This is a genomic window from Streptomyces sp. NPDC006326, from assembly GCF_040612915.1.
Classification (GTDB): Bacteria; Actinomycetota; Actinomycetes; order Streptomycetales; family Streptomycetaceae; genus Streptomyces.
In genome coordinates, this window is the sequence record NZ_JBEXRC010000004.1 from 80886 (window position 1) to 100849 (window position 19964).

Annotated in this window: 14 protein-coding genes; 11 read left to right on the forward strand and 3 right to left on the reverse strand. The window is 73.4% G+C overall.

Features of this window, described 5'->3' with window-relative positions:
• Positions 1–11: 11 nt before the first annotated feature.
• Both ABZ128_RS04780 and ABZ128_RS04785 read right to left on the reverse strand, forming a co-directional pair.
• Positions 12–662, reverse strand: coding sequence for a class I SAM-dependent methyltransferase (locus tag ABZ128_RS04780; protein ID WP_356846050.1), 651 nt, complete (start codon positions 660–662; stop codon positions 12–14).
• A complete protein-coding gene (locus ABZ128_RS04785) occupies positions 659–2236 on the reverse strand; it encodes an IucA/IucC family siderophore biosynthesis protein (protein ID WP_356846051.1) in 1578 nt (525 codons plus the stop codon). The genes ABZ128_RS04780 and ABZ128_RS04785 overlap by 4 nt, the downstream gene beginning before the upstream one ends.
• A gap of 129 nt (positions 2237–2365) precedes the next feature.
• On the opposite strand from ABZ128_RS04785, the gene ABZ128_RS04790 reads away from it, so the two are divergent.
• From ABZ128_RS04790 to ABZ128_RS04815, 6 genes are all read left to right on the forward strand, one after another.
• Positions 2366–3907 (forward strand): IucA/IucC family protein, encoded by a 1542-nt coding sequence (locus ABZ128_RS04790; protein ID WP_356846052.1) that lies wholly within the window; start codon positions 2366–2368, stop codon positions 3905–3907.
• Positions 3908–4044: 137 nt separating this feature from the next.
• Positions 4045–4845, forward strand: a complete 801-nt coding sequence (locus ABZ128_RS04795; protein WP_356846053.1) for a GntR family transcriptional regulator — start codon at positions 4045–4047, stop codon at positions 4843–4845.
• 143 nt (positions 4846–4988) lie between these two features.
• The gene (locus ABZ128_RS04800) at positions 4989–5909 is read left to right on the forward strand and encodes a SigB/SigF/SigG family RNA polymerase sigma factor (protein ID WP_356846054.1); all 921 of its coding nucleotides are present in this window, start codon (positions 4989–4991) and stop codon (positions 5907–5909) included.
• Positions 5910–6099: 190 nt separating this feature from the next.
• Positions 6100–7152 (forward strand): glycine betaine/L-proline ABC transporter ATP-binding protein, encoded by a 1053-nt coding sequence (locus ABZ128_RS04805; protein ID WP_356846055.1) that lies wholly within the window; start codon positions 6100–6102, stop codon positions 7150–7152.
• A complete protein-coding gene (locus tag ABZ128_RS04810; RefSeq protein WP_356846056.1) occupies positions 7152–8948 on the forward strand; it encodes an ABC transporter permease/substrate binding protein in 1797 nt (598 codons plus the stop codon). Before ABZ128_RS04805 ends, ABZ128_RS04810 begins: the two co-directional genes overlap by 1 nt.
• A gap of 281 nt (positions 8949–9229) precedes the next feature.
• Complete coding sequence (locus ABZ128_RS04815; RefSeq protein ID WP_356846057.1) at positions 9230–10027, forward strand: maleylpyruvate isomerase family mycothiol-dependent enzyme; 798 nt, start codon at positions 9230–9232, stop codon at positions 10025–10027.
• A 198-nt stretch (positions 10028–10225) separates the two neighbouring features.
• Here the strand turns inward: ABZ128_RS04815 and ABZ128_RS04820 are convergent, their stop codons facing one another.
• Positions 10226–10627, reverse strand: coding sequence for a hypothetical protein (locus ABZ128_RS04820; protein WP_356846058.1), 402 nt, complete (start codon positions 10625–10627; stop codon positions 10226–10228).
• Positions 10628–10797: 170 nt separating this feature from the next.
• On the opposite strand from ABZ128_RS04820, the gene ABZ128_RS04825 reads away from it, so the two are divergent.
• The 5 genes from ABZ128_RS04825 (at position 10798) to ABZ128_RS04845 (ending at position 19934) form a co-directional block, all read left to right on the forward strand.
• Positions 10798–11142 carry a hypothetical protein gene (locus tag ABZ128_RS04825; RefSeq protein WP_356846059.1) on the forward strand — a complete coding sequence of 115 codons (345 nt, stop codon included), beginning with the start codon at positions 10798–10800 and terminating at the stop codon, positions 11140–11142.
• A 4-nt stretch (positions 11143–11146) separates the two neighbouring features.
• Positions 11147–13975 (forward strand): substrate-binding domain-containing protein, encoded by a 2829-nt coding sequence (locus tag ABZ128_RS04830; RefSeq protein WP_356846060.1) that lies wholly within the window; start codon positions 11147–11149, stop codon positions 13973–13975.
• Positions 13972–15399, forward strand: a complete 1428-nt coding sequence (locus tag ABZ128_RS04835; protein WP_356846061.1) for an extracellular solute-binding protein — start codon at positions 13972–13974, stop codon at positions 15397–15399. Before ABZ128_RS04830 ends, ABZ128_RS04835 begins: the two co-directional genes overlap by 4 nt.
• A 223-nt stretch (positions 15400–15622) precedes the next feature.
• Positions 15623–18817: a TIM-barrel domain-containing protein gene (locus tag ABZ128_RS04840; protein ID WP_356846062.1), complete on the forward strand. Its 3195-nt coding sequence runs from the start codon at positions 15623–15625 to the stop codon at positions 18815–18817.
• Between the two features lie 202 nt (positions 18818–19019).
• On the forward strand, positions 19020–19934 hold the full coding sequence (locus tag ABZ128_RS04845; RefSeq protein WP_356846063.1) for a LysR family transcriptional regulator: 915 nt from the start codon (positions 19020–19022) through the stop codon (positions 19932–19934).
• The last annotated feature ends 30 nt before the right edge of the window (positions 19935–19964 follow it).

Here is a 19964-nt window from a genome sequence, read left to right on the forward strand (position 1 = left end):
GGGACGGAGCCTCAGGCCCTGCGGGCCAGCAGGAAGCCCTGGGCGCCCTTCTCGTCGCCCTCGGGCCGGCGCACCAGGCGGGCCACCTCGGTGAGACCGGCCCCGGCCAGCTGTCCGGCGACCAGATCCGGCGGGGTCCAGTACACGTCGAGGTCGACCGGGTGCCCGTACGCGTGCTCCAGCCGGATCCGCCCGTCACCGGCCTTGAAGGCGACCAGCGCATGGCCGCCCGGCGCGCGCACCCGCCCGAACTCGGCGAATACCGCAGGCAGTTCCCCCGGCGAGGTGTGCACCGTGGAGTACCAGGCCAGGACCCCGCCGAGCACCCCGTCGGCCACGTCCAGCGCCGTCATCGAGCCCACCTCGAAGCGCAGCCCCGGATACGTCCGCCGGGCCACCGCGATCATCGCCGGGGACAGGTCGACGCCGAACGCCCGCAAGCCGAGCCCGTCCAGATGCGCCGTCACGCGCCCCGGACCACAGCCGGCGTCCGCGACCGCCCGGCCCCCGCCGCCGTCCTCACTGCGCACGCATGCGGCGAAGGCGGCCAGCATGGCCCGGTCCAGCGGCTTGCTGCCCAGCTCGGCCCCGAGCAGCCGGGCGTAGTCGACGGCGACGGCGTCGTAGGACGCCCGTACGGAGTTCAGGTACGAGGTCGTCATGCTCCCGGAGCGTAGTGCGCTCCACCGTACGACTCGGCCACGGCCAGCGGATTGTCCAGCTCCGTCCACTGGTCGCCGGGGGTCCCGGGGCTCAGCCGCATCAGCGTCAGGGCCTTGGTGGGCAGCGGCGCGCCCAGCAGCGCGTGGGTGTCGGCGGTGGCCGGCAGGCCGGCGGCCGCGGACAGGTCCTCGCCGAAGGCCGCCGCCGAGCCGGCCGTGGCGCCGAGGGCGCCCGTCAGCAGGGAACCGAACAGCTTGCGCCGCAGCGCCGTCTCGTCGTCGGTGATCAGCCGTCCGGAGAGAGGCGGCACCGGCAGCCCGTGCCGGGCCAGCCGGGCCGGGCTGATCCGGATGTCGGCGAGATCCCGGTAGACCAGCCGCAGCGGAGTCCCGGTGGGGGAGAGCACCACGAGGAGGTTCTGACCGTGCGCCTCCAGCGCCACCCCCAGGTCGAGCACCTGAAGGCACACCCCGAGGGCGAGCCGCGCGAACTCGGCGCGCCAGGGCGCCGAACGCGCGTACGCCGTCCCGGCCAGGGCCGCCACCGGCAGGACCCGCTCGCCCGCCGCCGCATCCGCGTACCGCTCGGGAGGCTCGCGGAGGACCGCCGCGAGGTCGGGGCTGTGTGCGGTGGCGGCGCCCAGGGTGCGCGTGATGTGCAGCCGCCCGTCGAGCCGTTCGCACAGGGTCTGTGCGAAGGCGGAGACCGCGGCGGCCGTCTCGACGGAGTAGGGGGAGATGTCGCGCACGGAGGAGGTCAGCCGGGTGCTCAGCGCCGTCTTCACGTGCGCGTCCGCCACGGGGCCGCCGCCGGCTGCCGGGGCCAGGGTCCGCAGCGACATCAGCGGGTGCGCCGGGAAGCCGTCGCGGACCGCACCCCGCGCCGGATCCGCCTGGGCGAGGACGTGCTCCGCCTGCCACGGGTGCACCGGGAGCAGCAGCCGCGGGCCGTCCCGCAGCGCGTCCGGCCACGCGCCCGTGACCAGGCACTCCCCGGCCGGTACGGCGAGCAGCCCGAGCCCGACCAGCGGCCGGTGCTCGGGTGCGTACGCCAGCTGCTCGGCCACCGAGAAACCGGGCCGGGACCGGCAGTTGGGGTGGTACGGATGCCCGTCGACCAGCCGCTGCTCCCACTCCCACACCGCGGCGGGCTCGGCCGGCGGCCCGGCAGGCCGGCCCGCCCGGGACAGCGCCAGCGAGGCGGTGCTGTCGTCGAGCTCGGCGGCGAAGGCCTCCCCGTGGGGCACCCCCAGTGCGCTGACCAGGCGTGCGGCCTGCCGGTACGCCCTGCCGTCGAGCAGTACTTCCGACACGTACGGCCCGGTGGCGTACGGATCCGGCAGCGGGCCCTCCAGCCGCCCGCCCCCGGCCAGCACGACCACCAGCCCGTCGGACCCCCGTTCGCGGCGCACGATCCACGGCAGCGGTTCGACGGCGAGCGCCCGCCACAGGCGGGTCAGCACGGCGGCCCGGGCACCGTCGAGCGCCGCGAGGTACGCGTCGCCGAGGGCGGGGCGCACCTCGGCCAGTGCGGCCGAGACGGCCTCCTCGGCGGGGGAGGCGGGGAAGTTCATGCTGGGGTGCAGGGCCCTGCTCCTCTCACGGACGACGTGATGATCACGTCATCATCGCGGATACCCGGGTATTCGCGGATACTGAAGATCACTGCCGGTGGTACGCCCCGCGAACCTCCGGCGCACTGGATGGACCGAATGGAATCCGTGGACCTCAACGCCGCAGCCGACGCGTACGCCGCCGCCCCCCTGCTCAACTGCCTGCTCCGGGAGGCGGCCGACCCGCAGGGCGGCGACGTCCACCGGTTGCGCGGCAGCGGGCGGCTGCTGCGGGTGGGCGGCGGGCGCCGCCCCGCGCACGGCGAACTGCGCACGGCGGGGGGCTGGCACCGGCTCAGCCACACCGAACTGGTCAAACTCACCGCCGACGAGCTGCTCCAGTACACGGGCCTGCCGAACGACGAACTCCCCGTCGAGATCGCCGACAGCCGTGAGGCCGTCGCCGCCCTGCTGGCCGCCCGTGCGGGGGCGCATCCACCGCAAGACCCGTACATCCGCTCCGAACAGTCCCTGGTCATGGGCCACCCCTACCACCCGGCGCCCAAGGCGCGCGGCGGCGCACCGGCCGCGAGCTGGCTCCCGTACGCCCCGGAGGCGCACGCCCGCTTCCCGCTCGTCTTCCTCGGACTGCGCGAGGACCAGGTGGCCGAGGAGGGCGGGGCGCCCGCCGCCGAGGCGGTCGACGCCCTGGCCGGACTGCTCGACGGGCCGCGCCCGCCCGCCGGCTACCGGCTGCTGCCGGCGCATCCCTGGCAGCTGGAGCTGGTGGGAGGCTCGCCCGCCGTACGCGAGGCCTTCGCGGACGGGCGGCTGCTGCGGCTGGGCGCCGGCCGGCTGCCGGCCTGGCCGACCGCCTCGATCAGGACGCTGTACGTACCCGGCGCGGACACCGACCTCTTCGTGAAGTTCAGCCTGGACGTGCGGATCACCAATGACGTGCGCCGGCTGTGGCGGCACGACCTGCGGAAGCTGCGGGCCACGGACGCCGCGACCGGGGCCGGCTTCGCGGGGCTGCGCGAGACCGGGTCGAACGCGGCCTGGCTCGCCGACCGGGGTTACCGTACGGCCGCCTTCGCCTTCGAGGAACTCGCCGTCCTGGTCCGCGACGGCCTGCACGCGCAGCTGGAGCCCGGGGCCACCGCCCTGCTGGCCGCCTCGCTCGCGGAGGGGCGGGCGGACGGCCCGCTCGCGCGGACCGCTGATCCGGCCGGCTGGTGGCGGGCGTACCTGCGCCATGTCGTCCCGCCGGTCCTGGACCTGTTCGCCCGCCGGGGCGTCGTACTGGAGGCCCACCTGCAGAACACCCTGGTCGCGGTCGACGCCCAGGGCATGCCGGTGCAGGCCCTGTTCCGTGACGCGGAGGGGGTGAAACTGCCGCACGACATGGAGCGGCGGGCCGCCTGGCAGCGGCTCGTCTACTGCCTGGTGGTCAACCACCTGGCGGAGGTGGCGGGAGCGCTGGCCGAGGAGCACCCGACGGCAGCCGGCCTGGTGTGGCCGGCGGTGCGCGAGGAGTTCCTCCGGTACGACGCCGCCCACGGCCTGCCCGAGATCGCGGAGCTGCTCGCGTCGCCGACCCTCCCGGCCAAGACGAACCTGCTGCTGCGGTGGACGCGGGCGGACGGGGCCGATGCCCGCTACCTCCCGCTGCCCAACCCGCTGCGGAGCTGAGGGGGGGAGTAGGTCCGGAGGGCGGGATTCGGCCAAGCTGGTCCGGGTTCCGTACACGCGCCCACGACAGGTATAGACCAATGCTACGTTGGTCGGGCAGACCGCGCAGTCCTTGACCACCCGTCAGAGGAGAAGCCATGCCCTCCCCTTCACGGAGCGGCGGCCCCGCCGCCCTGCCCAAGTACCAGCGGATCGCGGCGGAGCTGCGGCGCGAACTGGAGAGCGCCGCCGCACGGGGGGCCGCCGGCCGGCTGCCGTCCGAACGGAACCTGGCCGCCCGCTACGGGGTCAACCGCCAGACGGTGCGCGCCGCCCTCCAGCAGTTGCGCGAGGACGGCCTGATCGTCACCGAACGCCGCGGCACCCGTCCGGCGTCGGCCGGGGCCGCACCGGCGGCCCGCGCGCAGCCCGCGCCGCAGGAGCAGGGGTGGGGCCGGGTGCAGGGGCCGGGGCGGGAGGAGGGCCGCACGCGGTCCGGAAGTTGGCTCACCCTGGTGACCGTGCCGCCCTCGCTCGCCGCGCTGCTCGGGATGCGCGGGGGCGAGCGCACCCTCGTCCACCACCACCGCGAGCGCGGTCCGGCCGGCCAGACGCTGCGGCACGCCGTCACCTACCTGTGCCCGGACGCGGTCGCCGGTACCGCCGAACTGGCCGCGTACCTCGACCGCCCGGCGGCCCGGGACGAGGACCTCGGCCCGCTGCACCGCTGGCTGGAGCGCACCGCCGAGGAGGGCAGGGTCGCCGAGACCCTCACCATGACCCGCAGGACGCACCCGCCGGCCGCCGCCGCGTCCTGCGGCCTGTCCGTCCGCCGCACCCTGCACGACCACGGCGGAAGGCTGCTCGCCGTGACGGACCTGGTCTTCCCGACCTGGGACCGGCTGACCTTCCACCGGGACGAGCGCGACCGCATCGGAACCGGATTCCGCGTCAGCTGACCGCAGCCGCCCCAGAAGTGACACGTATCACATGGGGGCAATCCTGTGCATTTGGCATTTCTTGACGTACAAGCGGAAAGGGACCATCCTCTACGGCAGTCAAGGTCACGCGCCGCAAGCCGAAAGCCCAAGGAGCGAACCCCATGCACGCCCCTGCCCCGTCCTCCACCGCCGAAACCGTCGCGGCCGTCCCCCTTCCCCGCCGCGGCGCCGCAGCCGCCCGGATCGCGGACCTGCCCCGGATCGAGGAGCCCAGGGAGGTGGCCCCCGCGGATGCGAGGGAGTTGTCGAGGGTCTTCTTCGAGAGGCTGAGCCGGCTCGCCGAGGGAACCCCCGAGCACCAGTACGTCCGCAACGCGCTCATCGAGATGAACGCCTCACTCGTCCAGTACGCCGTGCGCCGCTTCCGCATCCGGGGTGACGCGGGCGACATCGAGGACATCGTCCAGGTCGGCACCATCGGCCTGATCAAGGCGATCGACCGGTTCGACCCGGCCCGCGAAACCGAATTCGCCACCCTCGCCATGCCGTACATCACGGGCGAGATCAAACGGCACTTCCGCGACACCTCCTGGGCCGTCCGCGTCCCGCGCCGGCTCCAGGAGCTGCGCATCGACATAGCCAGGGCGAAGGAGGAGCTGACCACCACCCTCGACCGGGCACCCACGGTCGCCGACCTCGCCGAGCACCTCTCCCTCTCCGAGGACGAGGTCGTCGAGGGGCTCGTCGCCGCCAACGGCCACACCAGCGGCTCCCTGGACGCACCGCAGCCCGAACACGGCGGGGACGCGGGCGACGGCCACACCCTCGCCGACGTGATGGGTGCCGAGGAGCCCGCCCTGGAGCGCGTCGAGGACATCCAGACCCTCGCACCGCTGCTGGAGCAGCTCAGCGGGCGCGAGCGCCGCATGCTCCAGATGCGCTTCGGGGAGGAGCTCACCCAGGCACAGATCGGCGAGGCCCTCGGAATCTCCCAGATGCAGGTCTCCCGGCTGCTGAGCCGGCTCCTCGCCCACCTCCGCAGCTCCATGCTGGACGACCCGGAGCCGGCGCAGCAGGCCTGAGGGTGCCCGGCGTGAGGTGGGTCACCTCGGCGTTTACCCCCGGAGGGGTCGGGCAGCCGCGCAACCGGAGCGGACCCTTCCGCCCGGTCGCGGTGCGGCCGGGCCCCGGGGCGGGCGGATCCCGCACCGCTCCACGGCCCGCCCGGCCCACCGGAGCGGGCCGTTCTCCGGTACGACCCGCGAGGTGTATGTGTCCACGCTCCAGGCCGAACACGTGTACAAGGTGTTCGGAAGACGACCCGGCGCTGCGGTGCGCGCGCTCCGCAGCGGCACCGGCCGCGACGAGCTGCGCGCCGACGGCACGACGGCCGCCGTGATCGACGCCTCGTTCCGCGTCGAACCCGGCGAGATCTTCGTCGTCATGGGTCTGTCGGGATCGGGCAAGTCCACGCTGCTGCGCATGCTGAACGGACTGCTGGAGCCCACCGCGGGACGCATCCTCTTCGACGGACAGGACCTCACCGGCCTCTCCCGGCGTGAGCTCCGCCACGTCCGGTCCCGGAAGATCAGCATGGTCTTCCAGCACTTCGCCCTCTTCCCGCACCGCAGCGTCCTGGAGAACGCCGCCTACGGGCTGGAGGTGCAGGGCGTCGACCGCGCCGAGCGCGAACGCCGCGCCGCCGAGTCCCTTGAGCTGTGCGGGCTCGCCGGCTGGGAGAAGTCCTGGCCCGACGAACTCTCCGGCGGCATGCAGCAGCGCGTCGGCCTCGCCCGGGCCCTGGCCACCGACGCCGACCTCCTCCTGATGGACGAGTCCTTCAGCGCCCTGGACCCGCTGATCCGCCGCGACATGCAGGACCAGCTGCTGGAACTCCAGCAGCGGCTCAAGAAGACGATCGTCTTCATCACGCACGACCTCAACGAGGCCATGCGGCTCGGCGACGGCATCGCGGTCATGCGCGACGGCCGCATCGTGCAGCAGGGCAGCGCCGAGGACATCCTCACCCGGCCCGCCGACGACTACGTCGCCTCCTTCGTCCAGGACGTCGACCGCTCCCGCGTCCTGACGGCCGACGCCGTCATGACCGACCCCGTCGCCGGCAGCTGCGCCTGCGGCTGCCCGAGCGTCACCGCCGACACCCCGCTCGCCGACCTGTGCGCGGTCAGCGCCCGCGTCCCGCACCCCGTCACCGTCACCGACGGGGCCGGTGTCGTCGTGGGCTCCGTACCGCAGGACCGCCTCGTCGCCTTCATCGGCGACGAACAGCGGGAACCGGTGCGCTGCGCGGAGGTGGCCGCCTGATGCCCCGCCTGCACCTCGGCGCCTGGGTCGACTCCGGCGTCGACTTCCTCCAGCGCCACCTCTCCTGGCTGTTCGACGCCATCAGCGCGCTCGTCACCGGCCTGTACGACGGCATCCACGCCGTCCTGTCCGCACCGGCGCCCCTGCTCTTCGCCGGGATCCTCGCCGTCGGCGCCTGGTGGCTGCGCGGCCTGCTCGCCGCGCTCCTCGCCTTCGCGGGCTTCGCGCTGGTCGACTCCGTCGGCCTGTGGGGCGAGGCCATGTCCACCCTTTCCCTGGTCCTGGTCGCCACCCTGGTCACCCTGGTCATCGCGGTCCCGCTGGGCATCTGGGCCTCCCGTTCGGACCGGGTCAGTGCGGTGCTGCGGCCCGTACTGGACTTCATGCAGACCATGCCCGCGATGGTCTACCTCATTCCCGGCATCATCTTCTTCGGGGTGGGAGTGGTGCCCGGCATCATCGCCACCATCATCTTCTCGCTGCCGCCGGGCGTGCGGATGACCGAGCTCGGCATCCGCCAGGTCGATTCCGAACTCGTCGAGGCCGCCGACGCCTTCGGCACCACCCCGCGCAACACCCTCGTACGCGTCCAGCTGCCGCTCGCCCTGCCCACGATCATGGCGGGCATCAACCAGGTCATCATGCTCGGCCTGTCCATGGTGGTCATCGCCGGCATGGTGGGCGGTGGCGGCCTCGGCGGGGCCGTCTACCGGGCCATCGGCAACGTGGACATCGGCCTCGGCTTCGAGGCGGGCATCTCCATCGTCATCCTCGCCATGTACCTGGACCGGATGACCGGGGCGCTGGGCCGTCAGGTCTCCCCACTCGGCCGCCGGGCCCTCGCCAAGGCGCGGAGCGCCGCGAACGGCGTCGCGAAACTGTGGGGCCACCGCCCGCAGCCGGCCCACGCCGTCACCGCGGCCGTGGTCCTCGCCCTCGTCGCGGGCGGCCTGAACACCTTCGGCGGCTCCGGCCGCCCGGCCGCCGCGGCCGGCGACGGCATCGGCAAGGGCCGCACGGTCAGCATCGGCTACATCCCCTGGGACGAGGGCATCGCCTCCACCTACCTGTGGAAGGAGCTCCTGGAGCGCCGCGGCTTCCGGGTCGAGGCCCGGCAGCTGGAGCTCGGCGCCCTGTTCACCGGGCTCGCCGGCGGCCAGGTCGACCTCCAGACCGACGCCTGGCTGCCCGGCACGCAGGCCCAGTACTGGGAGAAGTACGGCAACAGGCTGGAGGACCTCGGCTCCTGGTACGGCCCGACCTCCCTGGAGCTGTCCGTGCCCTCCTACGTGAAGGACGTCCACTCGCTCGCCGACCTCAAGGGCAAGGGCGACCGGTTCAAGGGCCGGATCATCGGCATCGAGCCCAGCGCGGGCGAGATGGCCGTCCTGAAGGACAAGCTCCTGAAGGAGTACGGTCTCGACGGCGAGTACCAGGTCGTCGACGGGTCGACCCCCGGCATGCTCGCCGAACTGAAGCGGGCCTACGACAAGAAGGAACCGGTGGCGGTCACGCTCTGGTCCCCGCACTGGGCGTACGCCTCGTACGACCTGAGGAAGCTGGAGGACCCCCGGGGCGTCTGGGGCAAGGGCGACGGCATCCACACCGTGGCCCGCAAGGGATTCGCCGAGGACGAGCCCGAAGTCGCCCGGTGGCTGCGCTCGTTCAAGCTGACCGAGGCCCAGCTGACCGGCCTGGAGGCGAAGATCCAGGAAACGGGCAAGGGCAAGGAGCAGCAGGCGGTGCGCGCCTGGCTCGCCGAGAACCCCGAGGTCGCCGAGGCGGCCGCCGCGTAGGGGCGCGGACCGGCCGCGAAGGCGCCGGGGCGCGCCGGGACGGTACCCACGTCCCGGCGCGCCCCGGCGCCGTGGCGGCGGACGGCGGGTGGCTCAGCGGACCGGGACCGGGTCCGGGGCACTGGTCGACGCGGGGCGCGTCCGGGACGTGGCGATCCGCCCGCAGTCGGCGGACTGGGCGCACCGGAGGACGTCACGTCGCCGAGGTGCCCGGCCGCGCGGCGAGGCCAGAGCGTGAAAATCGCTGTCCGATCACCGGAGCACGGTGATAGACATCCGGCGTGCAAAAGAATCTTGAGTTCCCTGACCTGCTGCGACTGATCGATGAACGGTCGACCGCCTTCCGTGCCGCGGTCGCCGCCGCGCCCAGTCTCGACGCACAGGTGCCGACCTGCCCCGAGTGGACGCTGTTCGATCTGGTGAAGCACCTGGGTGGGGGAGACCGTTTCTGGGCCGCCATCGTCGGCGCGGGGCCTGCCGACGCTCCCCCGGCCGGGGCCACCGCTGCGCGCGCCGCCCTGGAAGTGCCGCGGGAGCGCGAGGCCCTGCTGGCCTGGCTGGCCGCGTCGACGCAGCTTCTGCTGAACGCCCTGCGCGAGGCGGGCCCGGACGCCGGCTGCTGGGCGTGGTGGAGTGCCCTGCAGACGCCGCGGACCTCCGGCGGAGTCGCCCGGCACCGGGTCCAGGAGAGCGCGGTGCACACCTACGACGCCCGGCTCGCCGCGGGCGCCCCGCAGCCGCTGCCGGCCGAGGTCGCCCTCGACGGTGTCGAGGAGTTCCTGTTCACCTGCGTCGCGACGCCGAGTGCCTGGCCGCACAAGCCCACGGCCTTCGACTTCCACACCGCCGAGGGCCGCTCCTGGCGCCTCACGGTCGACGGCGACGGCGCACGCTCCACCCGCATCCCCGCGCCCACTGCCGCGACCGGCGAGGACTCCGACGCAGCCGGCGTCACCGTCCATGGCACGGCCAGTGAGTTGGTCCTCTACTTGTACGACCGTATCCCCGCCCACTCCTTGCATGTTGACGGTGACGCAGGGCTGCTCGACCTGCTCCGCGCCTGGGAGCCGGAGGAGTAGGACGCAGCGGGGGCGGTTGGCCGCGCATCGACCTGGTAGGACACGACTCTTCGCCGGTCCGGCCAACCCGAGCGGTCGGCCGCCGGGCCGGAGAGCGGCCCTATCGGCGGGGCCGGGTCGGGTCGACCCGGGCCCGCACGCGCAGGGTCGTGATGTTCTCCGGGTGTTCCAACGCCTGCGAAGGCGCCGGATTTTTCTTCAGGCGGGCGATCTGCCCGTCTCTGGGGTCGACGATCTCCCCGGCATCCTGGAGGGCCGCGCCTTTGCGCCGGTTGGAGAAGGGACCAGCCCTGTACGCGGCGCGTATTGCATCGGCCGCTCGAACTGGCCGGTGGTCTGCAGGACTTCGCCGGCACCTCGAACGAGGCGTGCGTGGCCGGCCGCAACCGCGCTTGCGGCCGCCTTCCCCGTCGCCGGGTCCACGTGCTCGGGATACCGCTCCTCGTACGCCTGTATCAGCGAGACGAGGAGGTCGAACGAGGCGTCGTCGAGCGGTGATTCGCCGGAGCCGTAGTACGCGGCCGCCGCCCTGATGGCCGTGCCGATCGCGTCGGCGTACTCGTCACGGGTGGCCAGCGCAGGAGCGGTGGTGATCGTCATGCCCCGATCGTCGCGCACGGGTCTGACAACGAGGACCCGGCCGACCGCGGGGGCAGTCCCGCACCGGGCAACCGGCATCCCCCGTCAATCGGCGGTGCGGTGATGACCAAGGGGTCCCCCGTAACCCACGTCACATGTCATGATGCTGAGTTGTTGCTAAGGGGGAGGCCATGGCGAACACCGCCATCCGCGTGCGCCTGATGCAGGGCGCGAGCGAGAGCGACATCAGGGCGCTCAAGGCGTGGCTGGAGCGTGAGCGGAAGCTCGAAGGGCTCAGGGACAGCGGCGTGCTGGAGGTGCAGGAACGGGCGGGGGCGCAGGACGGGTCCGCCAGCCCGATGGGGGCCGGGCTGGAGATCATGCTGGTGCTGCTCGGAGCCGTCACGCCGAAGCTGTTCGAGGAGGTGTTCGAGCAGGTCAAGAGCGGGGTACGGGCGTGGCAGGAGAACCGCCGCGCCGTGGAACGCGGCGAGCCCCCGGAGGCCGAGATCACGGCGGACAGCGACGGGAGATAGCCCGGTGGCGCGCTTCGACCCGCGGGGAAAGGTGAACCGGGCGCTGCTCGTCGGAGTCCCCGCGTACGACTTCAAACAGCCCGATCACCCCACCGGGGTGTCCGGGGACCTCAAGGCGGTCGAGCACAACCTCGTCGGACTGGAGCGTTCGCTCCATGAGGGCGGGGTGTTCGGGGAGGACGGGATCACCGTCAGCCGGCCGCGCACCGTGGACGAATTCGACCAGCAGCTGCACCGGGCCGTCGACGCGGCCGACGGGCTGCTCCTGCTCTACTTCTCCGGCCACGGAGCCGTGCCCAGCACGGGTGACGAGCTGTGGCTGCTGATGCGACGGGCCAGGATCGTGCCGGGAGCCGAGGCGGTGTTCCTGGGGGCCGCACCGTGGAAGAGCGTCCTGGCCGTGCTGTCCGGCGCCAGGGCCGAGCGCGTGGTCGTCATCCTCGACTGCTGCTACGCGGGTAACGCCTCGGCGGCCTGGGACGCCCTCGGCACCGCCCAGCGCCGGCGGATCTCGCTGCTGATGAGCGTGCAGGCCAACAACCGCATCGACGCGGGCGGTGACGACACGCCCACGCCGTTCACCGCACACCTCGTGCGCTTCCTGGGCGACGGCTTGGGGGGAGAGGGCGGCGAGGTCGGCTTCGACGACCTCGCCGCCCGGCTCAAGGGCCACATGTCCACGCACTACAAGACGCTGCGCGAGCCGCCCGAGGACTGGGAGCCGCAGAGCCGCTCGGCCACCTCGGGCGACGACGTACTGCTCGCCGTCCCTCCCTTGCGCCCGCCGGATGCTCGTCCGCTCCCCGTCGAGCCGGACTTGGTGGGCTGTGGAGGGACCGGGGGGCGACCGGCGGGAGGGGCGGGCGGCTTACAGAACCCGAAGGGCGGGGCTCCGGAGGGCGGGCCCGCCGACGGGAGCGCCGACGGGAGCGTCGGCGTGCCGGACGGAGGCAGCGAATCCGGCGTGCCGGACGGGGGCAGCGGGTCCGGCGCACCGGACGGGGGCAGCGGACCCGGCGCACTCGGTCGGCTCGGCGCACTCCTCGGTGTCAGCAGGCTCCGCCCCCTCACCGGCCGCAGACTGGCGGCCGTCATCGGCGTCCCCGTGGCGATCGCCGGCCTCGTCGCCACCGGCGTCGTCGCCCTCGACGGCGAGGACCGGCCCCCCTGCACGCCGCCGCTGGAACTCCGGCTGCTCACCGACCCCGACCTGGAAGCCACCGTCCGCAAGGCCACGGAGGCCTACCTCACGTCGGACGAGAACAGGACCGGCAACGGGTGCAGGCGCAGCGGCATCACCGTCTACAGTGCCGGCGCCGCCTCGGTCATCTCCGCGTTCAGCCGGCAGTCCGACCCCTGGCAGCGGCCGACGGGCGACGAAAACAACCCGCAGCGCGACATCGGCCCCCAGCCGGACATCTGGATCCCGGCCTCGCCCGCGAGCGTCGAGCGGGCCCGTCCCGCCTCCAGCGAGCGGGTCTACGCCGAAATGACGGCCGACCCGGAGCCCTTCGCGTACTCACCGGTCGTGCTCGCCGTCCCGCAGAACATGGCGGCGGAGCCCCTCGCCGACCGGGTCGGAAGTCTCGCCGCCCTGACGGACGCGCTCAAGAACCGCGCGCCGAAGGCCGAAATGCGGCGCCCCGACCCGGAGAACACCGACTCCGGCCTGCTCGCGACGGTCGGCCTGTACGGTACGGGCCAGCGCAATCCGGCCGCCGCGGAACACGGCGTGGCCCAGCCGGGACCCCCGTCGCGCACCGGCGGGGAGCTGCTGTGCACCCTCCCCGACGACGAGGCGGTGGACGACCGCACCGCCGCCCTGGTGCCGGAGTTCCTGCTCCGCACGGCAGTGGGCTGCCACAGTACGACGCGGGCCCGGCGGATGGCCGCGTACCCCGTCGACGTCCCGGGCCTGAGCCCGACGTTCGTACGGGTGCGCTGGCTCGGCGCCGACGCCGACAAGGCCGCCCGGGACACCGAGGCGGAGCGGTTCCGCGTCTGGCTGACCGGCAGGGAGGCAGCCGGGAAGGGCGCGGCGAAGAAGGCCGCGCCGGCGGCCGGCGGCGGACTCGCCGTCTTCGGCAACGACGGCTTCCGCACCGCCTCGGGAGCACACCCGCCGCTCGGTACCCCCGCGGGCGTCTCCTTCGGCGACTTCGGAGCGCTGGAGAACCCCGGCCTGCTCGCCGGTCCCGCCGCCCCCGCCGCGATGACCGCGGCGCTGAAGGGCTACCGGGAGGCCAACGGGCCGGGCCGGGTGCTCTTCCTGCTGGACTCCTCCGGTTCGATGGGAGCGCTGTGGGAAGGACCCGGCGGCGCCCCCGGCATCATCGGCCAGTCCCTCGCCGGGCTCGGCGGAAGCGACGAGTACGGCATCTGGGCGGTCGCCGCCGAGCCCGCGAGCGGCCTCCCGTACAGCGAGGTGCTGGCGTTCGGCACGCACCCGCGCGAGGAAGCACAACGGGCCCTGGCCGCCGCCCGGGTCAAGGACCAGGAAGCCGACCCGTACCGGGCGCTGGTCGCAGCCGTGGAGGACATGAAGCGGCACAGGCCCGACGACCGCCGTCCGCAGCTGATCGTCTACCTCACGGACGACGAGGACAACAACCGGATGACCGAGGACGGCCGGCTGAACGGTCTGCTGCGCTCCCTGGGGGAAGCGAAGATCCCGGTCGTCATGGCCTCGCTGGACAGCGGGGGCTGCGACAAGGGCAAACCGGACGAGGCGGTTTCCGAGGCGAGCGGCGGCCGCTGCCTGGACACCAAGGGCGATCTCGTCGCCCGGCTGCGGGACGAGGTCGCCAGGACCGGAACGGGGGACGAAGGATGAGGCACGGCCACCGACGGCGCGGCGCGTGCGCCCTGCTGCTCTTCGTGCTGCTCGCCGCCGGGTGCGACGCCGGCGGCGAGCAGGGCTCCGGCGGAGCCGGAGGCGGGCACTCCGCGGCTGCCGGCGCCGTCGACCCCCCCGGTGACATCGTGCTGGCCAGCGGCCGGGACGTGACCGGCAAGGGCGGCGTCCGCCAGGAGCTGATCGACAAGTGGAACCGGCAGCAGGAGGGCAAGGGCTCCGGCTACCGGGCCCGCCTGGTCGAGCTGCCCGGTTCGGCGGACCAGCAGCGCAGCCAGCTCCTCGGTGCGCTGCAGTCGGGCAGCGCCGAGTACGACGTGGTCAACCTCGACGTGACCTGGGTACCGGAGTTCGCCGCCGCGGACCTCGTCCAGCCGCTGCCCGGCGAACTGGTGGACGCCGATGTCATCCCGTCCGTCGCCGACACCGCGCGCTGGAGGGACCGCGTGTACGCCGTCCCCTTCAACAGCGACGTCGGACTGCTCTTCTACCGCCGCGACTACCTGAAGAGCGCGGGCGTCACGGAGACCGACCTCGGCAAGGGCACCAGCTGGCCGGTCGTCCAGAAGCTGATCGGCGACCTCGGCGCGCCGGGAAGGAAACCCTCCGACACCTACGAGAAGGGCTGGACCGCACAGCTCGACGCCTCGTACGAGGGCCTGACCGTCAACGGAGTCGAGGCCTTCGCCTCCGCGACCGACGGCTTCGCCGTGACCGACAAGGAAGGCCGCTACGCCGGTTCCCTGGACGCACTGAAGGCGGGGGTGGGCGAGCTGCGCAACCGCACCCAGGCCGCCTACACCCTGCCGGAGGCCGTCCGGTCCGACGAGGCGGACACGCTCACCGACTTCGCGGCCGGCCGCACCGCCTTCCTCCGCCACTGGCCGTACGCCTACCGCACGCTCCACCAGTCCTTCCCCGAGGAGAAGCTGGGCGTGGCCCCGCTGCCCGGCCGGGCGGTGCTCGGCGGCCAGAACCTGGCCCTGGCACGGGGGTCACAGCGCCCCAACGCCGCCCGGGAGCTCGTCAAGTTCCTCACCGGCAAGGAGAGCGAGCGCTGTCTGCTCGACGCGGGGTTCGCAGCCACCAGGCGCTCCGCGTACGAGGTCGACGACCTGCGCTGCGTGCGGACGAATCCGTCCGGGCAGCCCGCCGCGGCTCCCACGAGCGAGCGCACCGACAAGATGCCCCGGGACGCGTACGGCCGACCCGGCTACGCCCGCGGCATCCTGCTGCCCGCACTGGAGAAGGCCGTCCAGCGACCGCGCACGCCCCTCTACGGCGCCTTCACCCAGACCTTCACGGCCCAGCTGGCCCGCCTGCAGGGCGACGACCCGCCCTCGGACGCACAACTGGCCACGGACCTGGCCACAGCCTTGAAGAAGGCCCTGCCGCCCAAGTAGCCGCCGCCGGCGTCCCGGACCGCCCGGGACGCCGACGAGTCCGTTTCCGGCCACTTCCCCCGCCGGGGGGCGGGACCGTCGCGTCCTCTGAGACATGTTCAAAGCTGCTTGTTTGCAGACGACTTCGAGCATCTTCCTTCAAGTGATCTCCACGGGCCGCTATCTTGCCAGGCGCATGCCAAAGCGGTGTGTCCGCGATCCGGACCGCACGAGGAGCTGCCCCATGAGACTGATCAGCATCCGCCGGAGCCCGCACCGGCGCCGACGCGTCCCGGTGGCCGCGTTGCTCGCCGGCGCCCTCGCCGTGGCGGGACTGGCGGCGGCCGGGCCGGTGGCCTCCCCGGCCGCGGCGGCGCCCGCCCCTGCCACCGCAGGCAACGTCACCGGCTTCACCCAGGCCGGGAACACCTTCACCGTCACCGCGTCCAGCGGAGCCAAGGCCCGCGTGGTCGTGGCCCGCGCCGACATCTTCCGGCTCTGGCTCTCGCCCGACGGGGCCTTCACCGACGACCCGGCCGGCCGCGACCTCGCCCCCACCACCGACTTCGGCCCCGTCAGCGCCGCCTTCAGCGACGCGGGCGCGTACTACCGCATCACCACCGGCGCCCTCTCCATCCGCGTCAACAAGTCCCCCCTGCAGTTCTCCGTCTACCGGGCCGACAACGCCACCCTCGTCTGGCAGGAGACCCAGCCCACCTCCTGGACCGGCACCCGCACCACCCAGTACCTGGCCCGCGGCGCCGACGAGCAGTTCTACGGCACCGGCCTGCGCCTGGGCGAATGGGCACTGCGCGGCAAGACCGTCCCCGTGGCCGTGGACAACAAGTGGCGCGAGAACAACAACGCCAGCCCGGCCCCCTTCTACATGTCCACCAACGGCTACGGCGTCATGCGCAACACCTGGGCCCCCGGCTCGTACGGGTTCAACGCCCCGACCACCCTCGCGCACGACGAGAAGCGCTTCGACGCCTGGTACTTCACCGGCGACTCCCTCAAATCCGTCCTCGACGCCTACACCGATGTGAGCGGCAAACCCTTCATGGCCCCCCTGTGGGGCCTGGAACTGGGCAATGCGGACTGCTTCAACGCCTCCAACCCCGACTACCAGGGCGACCACGCCCGGCTGCGCCACCAGACCACCCCGGACGTGGCCGGCTACGCCGCCGACGCCCGGGCCGCCGACATGCCCTCGGGCTGGTTCCTGCCCAACGACGGCTACGGCTGCGGCTACACCGCCCCCCTGAAGTCGACGGTCGACGCCCTCAAGGCCAAGGGTTTCCAGACGGGCCTGTGGACTTCCACCGGCCTCACCGACATCGCCACCGAAGTGGGCACCGCCGGCACCCGCGGGGTGAAGACCGACGTGGCCTGGATCGGCGGTGGCTACAAGACCGCCTTCACCGGCGTGCAGCAGGCGGTCGACGGCATCGAGAAGAACTCCGACGCCCGCCGGTACGTGTGGACCGTCGACGGCTGGGCCGGCACCCAGCGCAACGCCGTCGTCTGGACCGGTGACACCAATGGCACCTGGGACGACATGCGCTGGCACGTCCCCGCGATCACCGGCGCGGGCCTGTCCGCCCTCAACTACGCCTCCGGGGACGTCGACGGCATCTTCGGCGGCAGCCCCAAGACGTACACCCGCGACCTCCAGTGGAAGGCCTTCACCCCGGCCTTCATGACCATGTCCGGCTGGGGGGCGACCAACCCGTCCGCGGGCTACCAGGACAAGCAGCCCTGGCGCTTCGCCGAGCCGTACCTGTCCATCAACCGCAAGTACCTCCAGCTGAAGATGCGCCTCATGCCGTACCTGTACACGATGAGCCGCATCGCCCACGAGAGCGGCGTGCCGAGCACCCGCGCCATGGTCCTGGAGTACCCGGACGACCCGGTGGCCCGCGGCAACCTCACCAGCGGCCAGTTCCTGGCCGGTGACTCCTTCCTCGTCGCGCCGGTGGTCTCCGACACCTCCGTCCGCGACGGCATCTACCTGCCCGCCGGTACCTGGACGGACTACTGGAGCGGAAAGACGTACGCCGGTCCGGGCTGGCTGAACGGCTACCAGGCCCCGCTCGACACCCTGCCCCTGTTCGTCAAGGGAGGGGCGATCGTGCCGATGTGGCCGCAGATGAACTACACGGGGGAGAAGCCCGTCTCCACCCTCACCTACGACATCCACCCGCGCGGCGCCTCCTCCTTCAGCCTCTACGAGGACGACGGCCTGACCCGTGCCCACCAGACGGGTGCCTACGCCCGGCAGCAGGTGGACGTCACCGCCCCGGCCGCCGGCTCAGGCTCCGTCACGGTCTCCGTCGGCGCCCCCACCGGCACCTACACCGGCAAACCGGCCGCCCGGCGCTACGAGTTCACCCTCCACGTCGCGTCGGTGCCCAGCGCCGTCACCCTGGACGGCGGCGGCCTCACCCGCCAGACCTCCAAGGCCGCCTACGACGCGGCCGCCAGTGGATGGTTCTTCGATGCCGCCGACCGCGGCGGGATCCTGTGGGTGAAGTCCGGTACGCAGGCGGGCGCCTTCGGCATCACGGCCACCGGCACCTCCGTCCCCGCGGCCGGTCCCGTCCCCGCCGGCTCCGCCCCCGTCTCCCAGGCGGGCTGGTCCCTGGTCTCCGCCGACAGCGAGGAGACCGCCGCCGAGAACGGCGCCGCCGTGCGCGCCTTCGACGGCGACCCCGCCACCTTCTGGCACACCGCCTGGTCCGCCACCACCCCGGCCCCGCTCCCGCACGAGATCCAGATCGACCTCGGCGCCCGCTACGCCGTGGACGGCCTCGGCTACCTGCCCCGCCAGGACGGCGGGGTCAACGGCCGGATCGGCGGCTACGAGGTCTACGTCTCCGACACCACCACCGACTGGGGCGCACCGGTGGCGAGCGGCACCTTCGCCGACACCGCGGCCGCCAAGACCGTGTCCACGGCGGCGAAGACCGGCCGCTACCTCCGCCTGAAAGCCCTGACCGAAGCCGGCGGCCGCGGCCCCTGGACCAGCGCGGCCGAGATCACCCTCACCGGTCGGCCCGCCCCGCTCCCGGCCGACGCCGGCCTCGTCAACGCCGCCTCCGCCACCTGCATGGACCTGCCCCACAGCGCCACCACCCCGGGCACCCGACCCACCCTCTACACCTGCCACGGCGGACCGAACCAGCGCTGGACCCTCCAGGGCGACGGCCGCGTCACCGGTCTCGGCGGGGTCTGCCTCGACGCTACGAGCGCCTCCCGCATCACCGTCCAGACCTGCGCCGGCGCCACCGGGCAGCTCTGGCAGCAGGGCCCCGACGGCAGCCTCCGTACGCTCGGCCAATGCCTCGCCCCGGTCGGCTCCGGCACCGCCAACGGCACCGAACTCACCCGCGCCGCCTGCGACGGCAGCCCGGCCCAACGCTGGACCTTCACCCCCTGAGCCGGGCGGCCGGGAGTTCCCCGGCCCCCGTCCCGATCGGCAGGGCGGGTCGGCACCCGCCCTGCCGTGCGCCGGTGTTCCGGACCGTGGCGCACGGCAGGGACGGGTTGCCGCCCTGGGCCCTGCGAAGATCATCGGCCACCCCCACACCCAAGTCAATCCGCCGGATTCCTATCAACTCCCAAGGGATAGCTTGGGTCTCATGACTCTCGACGATCTCCGCGTCTTCGTGGCCGTCTGCCGTGCGGGCAGCCTCAGCGCCGTCGCCCGCGACGTGGGCTGTACCCAGTCGGCCGTCAGCCAGCACGTGCGGCGGCTGGAGAAGCAGACGGGTGCGGTCCTGCTCGAACGCCACGCCAGGGGCGTCGTCCCCACCGAGGCCGGCCGGATCCTGCAGGCGGCCGCCGCCGACGGCATCGCCGGCCTGGACGGTGCACTGCGCCGCCTGGACGACCTCGTGCGCGGGGACGGCGGCTCCGTACGCATCACAACCGGGGCGACGACCGTGCGCCACTTCATGTCCGAGGCGGTGGTGGGCTTCCGTCGCACCCACCCCCGGGTCAGCCTGGAGTTCCAGACCGAGAACTCCAGCCGCAGCTGCTTCGACGCCCTCGCCGCCGACGACCTGGACCTGGCCTGGATCACCATCGGCGCACCGGTCCGCGGCATCGAGCAGCGCCCCGTCATGGAACTGCCCTGGGTGCTGGCGGTCGGCGCCGACGACCCCCTCGCCGCCCGGTCCCGGATCGAGCCGGCCGATCTGCGCGGGATCCGGCACATCCGGCTGCCGGAGAACTCCGCCTCCCGCGCCCACCTCGACGCCGCCCTGGCCGAGGCGGGCGTCCGGGTGCGCTCCGACACCAGCGTGGCCGACTGGGACACCGCCCTCCTGCTCGCCGAACTGGGACTCGGCCACGCCGTGGTGCCCGCGCTGCCCGGCTGGCGGGTGCCCGGCTCCGACGGCCCGCTGCGCCTCGTCCCGATCCCCGCCCTGCCGCCCCTGGCGGTCGGCTGGGCCGTCCGCCGCTGGGCCGCACTGGCCCCGCTCGCCCGGGTCTTCGCCGACGAGGTGACCCGTACCTGCACGGCCCGGGCCGCAGCCGACCGGCGGCGCTGACGAAAGGGCCCGGGAAGGGGATGATGGAGT